Raw genomic sequence first — 13,163 nt, forward strand, 5'->3', positions numbered from 1 at the left:
TCCTCGACAGGCTAGCTGCCGGACTTCATCCGGCAGCACCTTTATCTCAGTCGTTGAAGACCTGTTCGGCGAGTGGACGGATTTCCTGTGGCACTGACGCCAGAACTGCGTCCTTTGCCTTATCCGCGAATGCTGCCTGATCGACCTCGACGAATTTTACGCCGCGTGCTTCCAAATCAGTGACGAGTGCCTTTTCGTCGGCTACGAACAATTCGCGTTCATAAGACTGTGTCGCTTTAGCCGCTTCCAGCAATGCCGCCTGATCCGCTTCTGACAATTTTCCCCAGCTGCGATCTGATATCGTGAGATAAATCCAGGACCTAACGTGTTCGGTCTTATTGATGACTTTTTGAACTTCATAAAAACCACCTGACTTGAACAAAGCGAGCGGGTTTTCCTGTCCTTCAATCGTCCCGTTCTGAAGCGAGGTAAATACTTCCGAGAATGCCATAGGCGTTGGGTTTGCACCAAGTGACTGCCATGCCGCTACAAAAATCGGCACATTTGGCACGCGAACCTTGAAACCCTTCAAATCTTCCGGCTTCGTGATTTCACGATTAGCCGAAAGGTTGCGCGGCCCACGCGCGAAATAGGTCAGAGGACGAATACCCGCCTTTTCGATAATTTCGGTTTCGATCTGCTTGCCAATATCACCCGATGCAACCTTATCCATATGTTCAAGCGACTTGTATCCATATGGTAATGCGAGCAAAGCGGCTTTTGGCGCCCAGTTCTGCAAGCTTTCACCGGTGATCGTCATGTCAGCTGTGCCAAGCTGCATACCGTTGATGACGTCGATTTCCTTACCGAGTGATTCATTCGGATAAACTTCAACCGCCACGCGGCCTTCGGTGCGAGATTTGACCTCGTCAGCGAATTTCAGCGCGGCTTTGTGCCAGATATTCTCTTCATTTGCGAGGTGCCCGAGCTTGAGAGTAACCTCTTGGGCAAGCGATGTGCCTCCCATCAATGCAAGCATCGCGCAGGTTGCTGCTATATGTTTAAAATTCTGGAACTTCATTCTTTCCTCCTCTGGAATGACGTCGTTGCTGCTTTGGCGCAACGCTAAAGAAAATACTCGGGCCGCTCCTGTTCGATCACTGGGAGATCGATTAGAATTCCCTGCAGGTGTTGCCGCATGAATTGTTCAGCTCGGGAAGCATCTCCCAATGCAATGGCGTCAACTACTTCACGGTGCTGGGCAATCAGCCGAGCAACTGGAAAATGCATGCTTGAAAGAAAGCGCACCCGATCCATCTGTGCCTTCATCTCGACCACCACGCGCCAGGCTTTGCCCTTGCCGGCGCCTTCGGCGAGTGTGCGATGGAATACTTCATCCGCATCCATAAAATCTCGTGCAGATCCGCCGATTATATCTTCCTGACGAAGAAGTTGCGCGCGCAGTTCTTTCACAAGTGCATCGCTAGGAGAGTGGGCCAGGAGCTTAACGATGTCGGCTTCAACAGCTTCTCGGACAAAGCGGGCGTCCATTACCGCCTGAAGTGAGATTTTAGCGATAAACGTTCCGCGCTGCGGACGGACCTCAAGCAAACCTTCATTTGCTAGCGTAATGAAAGCTTCGCGCACAGGTTGACGGCTCACGCCATACTGTTGAGCCACTTCCGCTTCCGAAATCCTCATACCCGGCGACAAGGCATTGTCAATGATGGCAGCCCGCAATGCAGCGTACAGCTGATCGACAACACTGACGTGTTTTGTTTGCAACATCTGACTATGCATGCGTTCGCACTCCTCAAGACTAAAACTATACCATACTACCATACCAGTCAATATGACGGCACGATTGATTAAGCTGGCGCATATGATGTCGATGCGTTGACATATTAATTGCCTACACGCTTAAGCTCACGAACCTTGCTCGCTCCGAAGGATGAGTAACAATTGCATCAATTAACGTTATAAAAAACTTTAGCCGTTCGCCGTCGAGTAATATCCTCAAGGGATATGGGGTCGGCTGTTACTTATGGGCAGTTGCGTTTAAAAGCTTTGAGTACGGCTCTGGGCATTTGCCGCCGAGTTCATGTTCTTGACTGGTTATCAACGCATTATTGACCCCAAAATGCTGATCGAAAGAGCTGCTGAGGGCAGCATGTTTGTTGTACCGTGACGTATTACTCGCGTGTGTCGATAATGAGCTTTTGAAGCAGATGCGACCTAACGACATTATTATTATGGAAGATTCAATCAATCATCAGCTTGGTTCTATCGAATTGAGGTGGTTTGCGCAGAACCACGGTCTTTCCGTTCTGCACTTGCAATTTCAATGCGATTGAATTGGTGTGTTTTAAACACAAAGCACACCCTCACGCAAAAGTAACGCAAGACAGTTATTTATAATCTCTCTGGCAGAGGGGAACTTCACTGATCCGTTGATGCAACGCGGATAGAAATTTTTGTTCTGCGCGATTAAGAGCCGTGTCGGGATTATGAACCACATAAATGTCAATCGCTGGGGGATTTTCATATGGTGGCAGCCGCCAGAGAAGGTTTCCATCAACATCGGGTTGCGCAACGTGAAGAGGCAGCGCTCCTATCCCTAATCCTGCGACGATCATCCGTCGAACCTCTTCAGCATTTGCCGACATTCCAGTAATCCGTGAATTCAATTGAGCTTCTTCACGCAAAATAGCTACAGGTCGCAAGGCGTCTGTCAGCATATCAGTTTTAAATGATACTGAAGCCTCTCCACGCAGATCCTTTAGCTTCAGATCGGAAAGTCCGTAGAGGCGGTGAGACGGTCCACAAAAGAAGCCGAAATACTCACGGAAAAGTCTCACATATTCGAGCTTGTCAAGTTTCTTGTGGACCAGGCAGATACCTATACTCGCTTGCTTTTGTAACACGCTTGTTGTCACCACACTGCTAGTCATCACTTCTATGCTGAATGTTACTTCAGGATTCTCACGATGGAAATTGTTGAGTACTTCATCAAAAATTGGAGAGACCACATAGCTGGCGAGAGCGATGGTGACATGGCCGGTTATCTCCTCTTTCATATCACGGATGAGAACATCAAGTCGGGAAACACTACCGAATATTCCAACTGCTTCTTTGTATAAAAGAAGACCGGCAGCTGTAATTTCAAATCGGCCCATTGCACGATCAATCAGGCGTTTTTGAAGTCTGTCTTCCAGTCTTTTCAAAGCGTTGGATACCGTAGGCTGTTTTAGCCTTAAGCGGTTTGCTGCCGCTGTGATGCCCCTCTCTTCCACGACGACGATGAAAGTGCGCAGCAGATTCCAGTCAAGTTCCCAGGGAAGCTTTTTGATGCGGTTTGAGGAGGAGGGTTCAGCGGCAAACATGGCATTCTCTAAATCTATGGCTAATATTTCTATTATCTATTTTGAAAATGACCCAGTTTCATATCACAATGCAAGTTAAATTAGACAAACCAGATGTGGGGAAATCTGAAAAATGCAGGACCGCGGTTCTTGGATGCGTCCATGGCTTCTATTGACACCGGCTTTAATAACGGTCGCATTATTGCTGGTGATACCTGTCGGGTTCATCGTTGTTTATTCGTTCTGGCTACGCACGAGTACCGGGACGGATTCAGTTGGTTTTTATCTCGTCAACTGGTCGGAAGTTTTAACGGACCCATTCTATAGAGACATTCTCCTCAAGACGTTGCGTATTGCATTCCTGACGACTGTTGCTTGCGCAATATTGGGATATGCGCCTGCCTATTACATCGTGACGTCAAAGAGCCGTTATAAGCCACTGTTGTTGTTGTTACTTATACTTCCTTTCTGGATCAGCTACATTATCCGGACGATGTCCTGGATCAATATTCTTGGTGCGAGCGGCGCAATTAACTCTGCACTGCTATGGGCGGGGCTGATTAATGAACCTATTCAACTGCTGTATAATGAGGCCACCGTAATTCTCGGGCTCGTCCATTACCTGCTGCCATTCATGATACTCAATGTTTACGTAAGTGTTGAGTCCCTCGATCGTAATCTGGTCGATGCAGCGCGCTCGCTGGGTTCAACAAGCTTTCAGGCGTTTCGTGAAATAACTTTCCCGCTATCTTTGCCGGGCTTGGCAGCAGGCGGATTACTTTGTTTCGTGCTAAGTTCTGGAACCTATATCACACCCGCAATCCTCGGCGGTCCGCGTGATGCCATGTTCGCCAATCTGGTTTTTGATGCTGTTATTACGCAGCTCAATTGGCCGTTGGGTTCCGCACTTTCCATCATCCTGCTGATTGTTTTGAGCGTTGTCGTGATCATTTATAATCGCTTGGTTGGCATAGGCCAGCTTGCAAAGACTTTTCAGTGAGGCCGCAATGACAACATCATTCTGGCTTCGGCTCTATACAATCGCTGTTTATCTTTTTATGTTCTTGCCGATCGTCGTTGTTATGCTACTGGCATTTAATGCCAACCAGTTTGGCACGTTTCCGATGGAAGGGTTAAGCCTGCGATGGTTTATCCGTCTATGGGAAAATGACGCGATTATGCGCGCCTTTCGGGTTTCGCTTTTACTGGCATCATTGACCGCGATCATATCGACCACACTTGGCGTACTCGCCGCTCTTAGCCTTGTTCGGTACCGCTTCAAGGGCAAAGAGGGCATAACAACTCTGATGATTGCTCCGATATTAGTGCCCGAAGTGGTTCTCGCAGTGGCCTTGCTGCTGTTTCTGCGGTGGCTGGATTTGCCAAAGAGCTTTCCGCTACTTTTGTTGGGCCACGTCGTATTTACGCTGCCTTTTGTCCTTCTCGTGGTTCAGGCGAGGCTCGCAAGCATCAAGCGCGACTATGAAGAAGCGGCCATGAGCCTTGGCGCAGGACCTATTCAAACCTTCTTCGTCATCACTCTGCCGTTGCTTATGCCTGCAGTATTTGCCGGTCTTCTATTTGCTTTCACGATCTCATTCGATGATGTGACCGGCACTTTGTTCTGGAAGCCGGGGGGGATTGAGACCGTGCCCACACAGATTTTCGCAATGCTTCGCAACTCGATCTCACCAGAAATCAATGCGCTGGGAACGGTGATGATCGTGGTGACTGTTACTCTGCCAATAGTTGGCCTCGCCTTCGCCCGCTGGCTGGCAATGCGGCGAAGTTAGCGTGTTTCCAGCACAGACTGGGTCGTAAAAATGGATGTACGCCGTTCTGTCCGCAATGCTCTGATCGAAAAAAAACTGATAATTAAGCAACAAAAAGGGGAATACCAATGGATGATACAAAACGCTACGAACGTTTGTTGGATCGCTATCGCCATGGCGATATAAAGCGCCGTACATTTTTAGGTTTGATCGGTGCATCTGCAGCAGCATTCGGCATCATCGGAAAACCATTCGCTGGCTATGCATTGGCCGCCAAGCCCGATGAAGTTCGATTTGATGGCTGGGGCGGGGTAGTTTCCGATGCCTTCCGTAAATATGCATTTACGCCCTATACCGAAGAGACCGGAATTCAGGTTGTTGATGGAACATTTGGTGGTGCCGATGAATATTTGGCTCGCGTGAAGGCCGGGCGTCCGGGCGAGTTTAATATTGCACATCTGTCCGGCGTGTTCGACTATGCTCGCTATAAACAGCAGGGATTGGCCTCGGAAATCAACGAGGCCAACATCCCAAATCTCGCAAATGTCATTGTTCGATTACAGGACGCGCTGCGCCCAATAACAGACGGTAAACTATCAGCCGTCCCCTACAATTATGGTACCACGAGCATTGCATACAACCGGAAACACATTTCCGATGAAGAGGCCAGGGAAAAGGGCGCAACGCTTCTTATTGATACGGCCTATAAAGGTAAGCTGGGTGGCTGGAGCGAATGGAAAACGCGGATCTGGTACGCCGCTTTGCAAACAGGGCAGGATCCAAACGATATCAAAGACGAAGATCTCATGTGGGATAGCGTTCGTACCAGCCGCGATAATGTCCTGAAATATTGGAGTTCCGGCGCTGAACTAATGAGCCTTTTGGCTGGAAACGAAATTTACGCAACGGAGGGCTGGTCCGGACGAATTCGTGCTTTGCAGGACCAGGGCCATGATCTGGGCTACCTTGATCCTGAAGGCGGGCTTGGCTGGCAGGAATGCCTCTTTGTCTTGAAGGGAAGTCCGATGGCAGCGTGCGAGGAGTTGTTGAATTTCATGCTGGAACCGGAGGTCGCAATTGCGGTTGCAGAAGGTCAAAGCTATCCGCCTGCGCTTGATCCGCAAAAAGTTGATCTTGGAAAAGTGGTGCCGACGCTGCCAGCCTTCGATCCCGAAGGAAAGTTGACGTCGCTCAACTTCTTTAATCCTGACTATTGGAACGAAAATGAAGCTAAATGGTCGAAAGCCTATAGCCGCGTCGAGGCTGGTTATTAGAGGGCTTTTCGATCTGACTATATATTATATCGCGCATCTTAGTCCGAAAGCCGTTTCACACTTTTCGGGATGCGCTCTGACTGAATGCACCGGGCGGGGCAGCAAGCCCCGTCACCGCTGATGTTTTCCCATAGAACCAGGATCAAGCGAGTATCGCGTTGAATACACCTCAAGTTGCTGTAGAACTCAATAAACTCGTAAAACGCTTCGGTGATGTAACCGCCGTGCACGAGATCAGTCTGGAGATTGACGAAGGAAGCTTCGTAACCTTGCTTGGCCCCTCAGGCTGCGGCAAGACAACGACATTGCGTATGATCGCGGGACTGCTTTCGCCCAGCTCCGGCCTCATCAAAATCAAGGGCAAGGACGTCACCTCTACACCGATCCATCGGCGCAACCTCGGCATAGTCTTTCAGAATTATGCATTGTTTCCGCATAAAACGATTTTCGATAATGTTGCTTTTGGTCTTAGATATCGTAGTACGCCAAAAGCTGAGATCATGCGCAAGGTCCATGACGCGCTTGAACTTGTGCAGCTACCGGATGTTGCAGAGCGGTTTCCAGCACAATTATCTGGCGGCCAGCAGCAACGCATCGCGCTAGCCCGCGCGATTGTCATTGAGCCGGATGTATTGCTGCTCGATGAACCTCTTTCCGCGCTTGACGCTAATCTTCGTGAAAATATGCGTGTCGAGCTCAAACGAATCCAATCAGAACTGGGTATTACAACGGTATTCGTGACGCATGATCAGGCGGAAGCGCTGGCGATGTCTGATCGGATTGTAGTGATGCGGAAAGGCTATGTGGAACAAGTCGGCGTGCCTGAAGAGGTATATAATCAGCCTAGAACTGAGTTTGTGGCCAATTTTCTGGGCAACTCAAACCTCGTACCTGCCCGAATAGTGGAGAGACGAGGATCGCATTTTATTGCTGATATTGAGGGTATTGGGATGCTGCCAATTGAGGTTGCACGATGCGGAACACTGGGCGAAGGGGATGATGCATTGGTCGTGATACGTGCCGAACGTCTTTATCTTACGGACGGAGATGCTACGACTACGCTGGAAGACGATATTTTACAAATCTCAGCTCGCGTGACCGATGTCGATTATCAAGGTCAGATTGCGCGCTATTTTCTCGATTCTGGTGGCAAAACTTATGAGGCGTTAAACACGATTGATCGTACGCCATTCAAAAAAGGCTGCGTATTAAATGCGGCTATACGCGGTCGTGACTGCGCACTTATTCCAAAATCAGAAAAATAGACATTGTCTCAACGGGTTATCATTAACCCCTGCAATTAAATCGCATGCAATTGTCACTTTTATCAGGCTTTATCGATGAATTTTATCTTCTCTGAAGCTCAACGCTTCCATGATCCGCGCCACTTTCTATCCGCAGGCACCGTTAAGCAAAACCCAGAGGTTCCTGAGCGTATTGATAGATTATTAGGGGGCGCAAAGTCTGCAGGCCTGACGCCAAAAGAGCCTGCTGATTATGGAATGGGGCCGATTTCGGCGATCCACACGCCAGAATATATCCATTTTTTGCAGAATATTCACGATGAATGGCGCAAATTTCCAGGTGCGGCGGATGAGGTGATCCCCAATATTCATCCTGCAAGGCGTGACATTTCTTATCCTCTTTCGTGGCTGGGGCGCGCTGGCTATCACATGGCAGATACGTCATGCCCAATATCCGGTGACACCTGGAATTCGGCTTATTGGAGCGCACAAACTGCGGTTGAAGCTGCGAGTCATGTCCAGAGTGGTAGCGGCTGTGCTTATGCGCTTTGTCGCCCGCCGGGCCATCACGCATTCCATGATATGGCAGGAGGGTTCTGCTTCTTAAACAATTCGGCAATTGCGGCCCAACAGTTACGTCAGACATGCGCGCGCGTCGCTATACTCGATGTAGATTTGCATCACGGAAATGGAACCCAGGGCGTTTTTTATAATCGCAAGGACGTTCTCACACTATCAATCCATGTTGACTCAACATCATTTTATCCTTTTTTCTGGGGGCATGCCTGCGAACGCGGAGAAGGCGAGGGGCTTGGCTATAATTTAAATATTCCTCTGAGCTTGGGATCGGACGACGACGTTTTCATGGATGCACTAAAGGTGGCTATCGCTCGCATTCATGCATTTCGACCTGATGCACTGGTAATAGCATTGGGACTTGATGCGTCGTCTGACGATCCCTTTGGTGGCTTGACTGTCACCAAGGAGGGGTTCTTTCGGATTGGGGAGACTTGCGGCAGCATAAAGTTGCCGACAGTTCTTGTTCAAGAAGGTGGATATCTTTCGGATTCGCTTGGCGAAAACCTTACGGCATTTCTAAGCGGCTTTTTATCAAGCTAAATATCATGAAATCCATTTGGTGGTTCTATTTGCAGAGCACTCTAGGACCATTATTGAACGTGAGCGTATTTTGTTAAATAAGCTACTTGATTTCCACAAGTTCGTTGAGTTTGTCCTAATTCAAAACGGCAATGTGGTTAACTGTTGTGCTAAAAATCTCGCATTGTATGATTGGCGCTGAATCGTAATCGCCAACATTAGAAAATACCTTGAGTCTTTTCGAGAGAGAGTTCTTTTAAAATTGCACCATATTAAATAGGTTTTTTAAGTGGGGCGCATACGTGGGAAAGGATTACAGGCTTGCATTTCAGTGCCTTTCAAAAGCTTAACATGCACATTGCTCAGATTAACGATTTGGCGTGTGCGCGCTCAGTCTTAGATTGGGATGCACGCACGCAAATGCCCGTCGGCGGATCGGAAAATCGTGCAAGGCAGATTTCAACGCTGACAATTCAGGCCCGTAATCTTCTGCTTTCCAAAGAGACGAAAGTACTGGTGGATGCCGCCCAATTAGAAGTAACAGATTGTCTATCGGACGAATATGCAGCCTTGAAGCAAGTCGTAACTGCATTGGCTTGGCATGCGAATATGCCAGAAAAATTATTAGCCCGAATGGCCGAACTTGGTTCTCTTGGTCAAGACGTTTGGGCTCATGCACGTGCAACAAATGATTATGAAAGCTTCGAACCTATTTTAGTTGAAACTGTGGATCTGAACCGGGAGCTAGCCGAATGTGTTGGCTATACCGATCACCCTTATGATGCCATTCTTGATTTGCACGAGCCAGGTCAAAAGACTGAAGAACTGATGAAGCTGCTCAACAATTTAGTGACGCAAAGTACGCGTGCACTTTTACATGTTCAGCAAATGCCCTCACCAGATAATTCATTTTTGCAACAGTATTTCCCCTTGGATGGCCAAGGTACGCTTGCCCGCGAATTAGCTCAGTCCGTCGGATATGATTTCAGCCGTGGCCGCCTCGATACGGCGACCCATCCTTGCGAATATTCGTTCACGCGCCAAGATGTCCGACTTACAATTCGGTATGATGAATACTCCCCTGAGGACAGCATTTTCTCTTTGCTCCATGAAACGGGGCACGGCCTTTACGAACAAAATATATCGAATAAATTCGCGCGCGGAATTTTTGATACTAATCTGATAGGGCTTCTGGCAAGCGGAGGAACTAGCCTTGGAATGCATGAATCTCAATCACGTTTATGGGAAAACCAGATTGGGCGGTCCTTACCTTTTTGGGAGCTACATTTAAGCAAAGCGCGCGAATTCTTTCCTGAGCAGTTAAAGAATGTTACGCCAGAGCAGCTTTGGCACGCCGTTAATATAGTGCGTCCCGGACTTATCCGGACCAATGCGGACGAACTTAGTTATGATTTACACATCGCGCTCAGAGTAGATATTGAGCGACGACTTATAGAGCGGACCCTTGAAGTAGGCGACATTCGCGATGCATGGGCCTCCGGAATGAAAACGATGTTTGGTTTCGAGCCGAAAAATGATCGCGACGGCGTGTTACAGGATATGCATTGGGGGGCAGGCGCTTTCGGATCTTTTTGCACTTATACCATCGGAAACATCGCAGCGGCACAACTTTATGAGGCCGCATGTCGCGACGATTCTATCAAACTCGCAATTCAGAACGCTAATTATCGACCGCTTTTTGAGTGGTTGAAAAAGAATGTCTGGTGCCATGGTAGACGTTACAATCGCGATGAAATTCTCCTGAAGGCCACCGGAAGTAAACTGGATTCACAACCTCTTATCCGCAGATTTCAATCTTTGTTGCAGGATCATTACGGCACATGATTCAATCGTCTTGATGCAAGAGGTGTAAGGTTCTTGTTTCGTGATCTTGAAAAAAGCGTCGTATGGTCTCATCAAGCGCCCGACTGTCTGGCCTAAAAGATCCACATTGAGAAATCGCATCGCGTGCGCTGACCTTCATGGGAATGCGGCTCCAGATCGTGCGCGTGGCAAATGGACCCTTCGTACGCCATGAAAGACCGAGGGTCATACCATTCAGATAGTTTGGCAAATTGCGATAAAGTGGTGAGATTATCGTCTCTGATATATCGCCTGTCGAGCGACCCCATTCAATGACAAAAATATTATTGTCGCGTTCCGAGAAAATGCCTTCGTATCGCGCTGTCAACATTTTACCCGTGTGGGGATCACGCAATCTCTCGATTGTACGGGATGTAAACCGCCCGTCATGTTCTGCAAACTGCACCAGGGCTTTGATAATACGTCCGGGCCTCGACGGTGACAGATAATGGGCATGATAGGTACCAATTAAGCTGCGTAACTGGCGTCCAGAACCCGGAAGCAAATAAAAAGGCGAATTGGGCGCGACAGCTGGAGAAACAGGATGGCTGGCCCGAAGACGCATAAGAAATTCATTATGAGGTAGCACTAAGCTATCTTCATCTATCTGAAAATACTCGCAGATTCTGATCATGTTGCGTGCCGATGGCAAGCTTTTGCCTTGAATGTAGCGCGCAAACTGCTGGCGATTAAATCCAAGGCTCCGGCAAACTTGGGATACCGAGCCTTCCTGAGCACATATGTAACGTAAGTTTCTGGCCACAGAATGAGGCATTGGACGAACTGACTCCGGATTTCGTTAAGCGATAAAACTGTTTTTGCAATTCAATTAGCACAAAATAGCGTAAAACCGTATAAACTCGTTTAATTGTAACTTGCTTCCTAACGTGAGACTTATGCTCCCAAAATGCGATTGCTGCATCGCAGCTTCACTGAACTGATGGTTTCACGCCGTCAGTGTCTACCACACCAACTGACCGGCTAAGATTGCCTTTGACAGTTAAGCGTGGCCGCAAAAGCATCGTCAAAATAAAATCAACATTTGGGAACCTGATTATTATGTCCTATACTCTCTCACGCAGAACAATGCTTAAAACTGTCGGCGCTGCTTCAATTGCAACACTTATTTGGCCAAAACACGGATTTGCCAGGCCAGGTGGAACTTTAGTTCTCAGGTCCTATGGCGATCTGCAGGTGCTTGATCCCGCTTACCGTGTTTCTGAACCCGATGCTGATATTGCACGCTGCATTTTTTCAGGACTTGTCACGCGCAAAGCAGGTGACGACTGGGGTTGGCAGCCTATGGGCGCCAGCAGCATTGACCAACTTGATGACAAAACAATTCGTTTTACGTTGCGCGATGACATTCAGTTTTCAGACGGATTTGGGCAAGCGACTGCTGAGGACGTGAAGTTTTCTATTGAGAGAATTGCCGATCCTAAATTAGATTCTCCCTATAAAGACGATTGGGCCTTGCTTGATCATGTAGAGGTTAAAGACAAATTGTCTGGCCTCATTCATTTGAAAAAACCTTTTGCTCCTCTTTGGAATTCCACCTTGCCGGGCACCAGCGGCATTATCTTGTCGAAAAAGGGAGTCGAAGCCGTAGGTGGGCGCTTCGAAACAACGCCTCCCGGTCAAAGCGGGCCGTACCTTCTGAAAGAATGGAGGCCTAAACAGCGTACGATTCTGGAGATTAATCCGGATTGGAAAGGTGATAAGCCCGCCTATGACCGCATTGAGATCCTGCCGATCGAAGATGCAGCTTCTGCGGAACGTGCTTTTGAAGCGGGTGATCTTGATTTCACAATTGCATCCTCAGGTTCGGTTTCAAGACTTCGAAATAACTTGCCAGATAATGCGAGACTGATCGAAAAACCACCGCTCAGCTATGTCTGGCTGGGGATTAATCAGGACGCCGAGCCATTTAATGATCCGAAAGTCAGGCGAGCGATGCAGCATGCAATTGATAGAGAAATGGTTGTCGATGCCTACACTCTGGGCGGGGCAGAAATTTCATATGGCATCATAGCACCGGGTCTTCCCGGCAATCGTGATTATGTGCGTTATGACTATGATCCTGAAAAAGCCAAACAGCTTATTGACGAAGCTGGAGGTATAAATATTCCGATTTCGATCGATATTCTAGCAACAAGTGAATACCTCGCGGCAGCGCAGATAATTCAAGCAAACCTGGCTGCAATCGGGATCGACCTTAAAATCAACCAACATGACTCCGGTAGTTTCTGGTCAATCGGCTCGGAAGAAGCGGGCGAGACCTGGAAAACCATGCAGATGTATATAACCCGATTTTCCATGGAGCCTGATCCGAGCTGGGCCACCTTATGGTTTGTGCCTGAGCAGGTTGGAATTTGGAATTGGGAACGTTGGAATTCACCAGAATTTGGCCGCCTTCACGAAGAGGGTATTGTTGAGTTTGATCGAGCCAAACGCGATCATATTTATAAACAGATGCAGGATTTGATGGACGAATCCGGTTGCTATATTTTCCTGACCCATGAAGTTCGCGGTATTTTGACACGCCGTGATGTTGAGCCCGGCCTCACGCCGGCTGGAACAGTCTTGTACCCCGCCTTTAGAAAGGCCTGA

Annotated in this window: 11 protein-coding genes; 7 read left to right on the forward strand and 4 right to left on the reverse strand. The window is 48.4% G+C overall.

The annotated features are described in order from the left end of the window. Positions 1–46: 46 nt before the first annotated feature. From WH356_RS20375 to WH356_RS20385, 3 genes are all read right to left on the reverse strand, one after another. Positions 47–1,021: a TRAP transporter substrate-binding protein gene (locus WH356_RS20375; protein WP_339514098.1), complete on the reverse strand. Its 975-nt coding sequence runs from the start codon at positions 1,019–1,021 to the stop codon at positions 47–49. Positions 1,022–1,065: 44 nt separating this feature from the next. After that, a complete protein-coding gene (locus WH356_RS20380) occupies positions 1,066–1,740 on the reverse strand; it encodes a GntR family transcriptional regulator (protein ID WP_339514100.1) in 675 nt (224 codons plus the stop codon). Positions 1,741–2,348: 608 nt separating this feature from the next. Continuing rightward, positions 2,349–3,323: a LysR family transcriptional regulator gene (locus WH356_RS20385; protein ID WP_339514101.1), complete on the reverse strand. Its 975-nt coding sequence runs from the start codon at positions 3,321–3,323 to the stop codon at positions 2,349–2,351. Between the two features lie 112 nt (positions 3,324–3,435). Here WH356_RS20385 and WH356_RS20390 point away from each other — a divergent pair, with 112 nt between their 5' ends. The 6 genes from WH356_RS20390 (at position 3,436) to WH356_RS20415 (ending at position 10,535) form a co-directional block, all read left to right on the forward strand. Further along, entirely contained in the window at positions 3,436–4,302 is an 867-nt protein-coding gene (locus WH356_RS20390; RefSeq protein ID WP_339514102.1) for an ABC transporter permease, read from the forward strand. A 7-nt stretch (positions 4,303–4,309) separates the two neighbouring features. Beyond that, positions 4,310–5,095, forward strand: coding sequence for an ABC transporter permease (locus WH356_RS20395; protein ID WP_339514104.1), 786 nt, complete (start codon positions 4,310–4,312; stop codon positions 5,093–5,095). A gap of 107 nt (positions 5,096–5,202) precedes the next feature. Beyond that, positions 5,203–6,348 carry an extracellular solute-binding protein gene (locus WH356_RS20400; protein WP_339514106.1) on the forward strand — a complete coding sequence of 382 codons (1,146 nt, stop codon included), beginning with the start codon at positions 5,203–5,205 and terminating at the stop codon, positions 6,346–6,348. 158 nt (positions 6,349–6,506) lie between these two features. Beyond that, the gene (locus tag WH356_RS20405) at positions 6,507–7,613 is read left to right on the forward strand and encodes an ABC transporter ATP-binding protein (protein ID WP_339514108.1); all 1,107 of its coding nucleotides are present in this window, start codon (positions 6,507–6,509) and stop codon (positions 7,611–7,613) included. A 75-nt stretch (positions 7,614–7,688) separates the two neighbouring features. Further along, complete coding sequence (locus tag WH356_RS20410) at positions 7,689–8,711, forward strand: histone deacetylase family protein (RefSeq protein ID WP_339514110.1); 1,023 nt, start codon at positions 7,689–7,691, stop codon at positions 8,709–8,711. Between the two features lie 300 nt (positions 8,712–9,011). Further along, positions 9,012–10,535 carry a carboxypeptidase M32 gene (locus WH356_RS20415; protein ID WP_339514112.1) on the forward strand — a complete coding sequence of 508 codons (1,524 nt, stop codon included), beginning with the start codon at positions 9,012–9,014 and terminating at the stop codon, positions 10,533–10,535. Position 10,536: 1 nt separating this feature from the next. On the opposite strand, the gene WH356_RS20420 is transcribed toward WH356_RS20415, so the two are convergent. Beyond that, entirely contained in the window at positions 10,537–11,328 is a 792-nt protein-coding gene (locus WH356_RS20420; protein WP_339514114.1) for a helix-turn-helix domain-containing protein, read from the reverse strand. A gap of 284 nt (positions 11,329–11,612) precedes the next feature. On the opposite strand from WH356_RS20420, the gene WH356_RS20425 reads away from it, so the two are divergent. Continuing rightward, the gene (locus WH356_RS20425) at positions 11,613–13,163 is read left to right on the forward strand and encodes an ABC transporter substrate-binding protein (RefSeq protein ID WP_339514116.1); all 1,551 of its coding nucleotides are present in this window, start codon (positions 11,613–11,615) and stop codon (positions 13,161–13,163) included.

Source organism: Ochrobactrum sp. MYb379, from assembly GCF_037479515.1.
Lineage (GTDB): Bacteria > Pseudomonadota > Alphaproteobacteria > Rhizobiales > Rhizobiaceae > Brucella.

Coding starts and splice junctions, on each gene's coding strand:
- WH356_RS20385 (WP_339514101.1), bottom strand. CDS start 3,323: ATGTTTGCCGCTGAACCCTCCTCCTCAAACCGCATCAAAAAGCTTCCC.
- WH356_RS20400 (WP_339514106.1), top strand. CDS start 5,203: ATGGATGATACAAAACGCTACGAACGTTTGTTGGATCGCTATCGCCAT.
- WH356_RS20420 (WP_339514114.1), bottom strand. CDS start 11,328: ATGCCTCATTCTGTGGCCAGAAACTTACGTTACATATGTGCTCAGGAA.
- WH356_RS20410 (WP_339514110.1), top strand. CDS start 7,689: ATGAATTTTATCTTCTCTGAAGCTCAACGCTTCCATGATCCGCGCCAC.
- WH356_RS20395 (WP_339514104.1), top strand. CDS start 4,310: ATGACAACATCATTCTGGCTTCGGCTCTATACAATCGCTGTTTATCTT.
- WH356_RS20380 (WP_339514100.1), bottom strand. CDS start 1,740: ATGCATAGTCAGATGTTGCAAACAAAACACGTCAGTGTTGTCGATCAG.
- WH356_RS20425 (WP_339514116.1), top strand. CDS start 11,613: ATGTCCTATACTCTCTCACGCAGAACAATGCTTAAAACTGTCGGCGCT.
- WH356_RS20390 (WP_339514102.1), top strand. CDS start 3,436: ATGCAGGACCGCGGTTCTTGGATGCGTCCATGGCTTCTATTGACACCG.
- WH356_RS20375 (WP_339514098.1), bottom strand. CDS start 1,021: ATGAAGTTCCAGAATTTTAAACATATAGCAGCAACCTGCGCGATGCTT.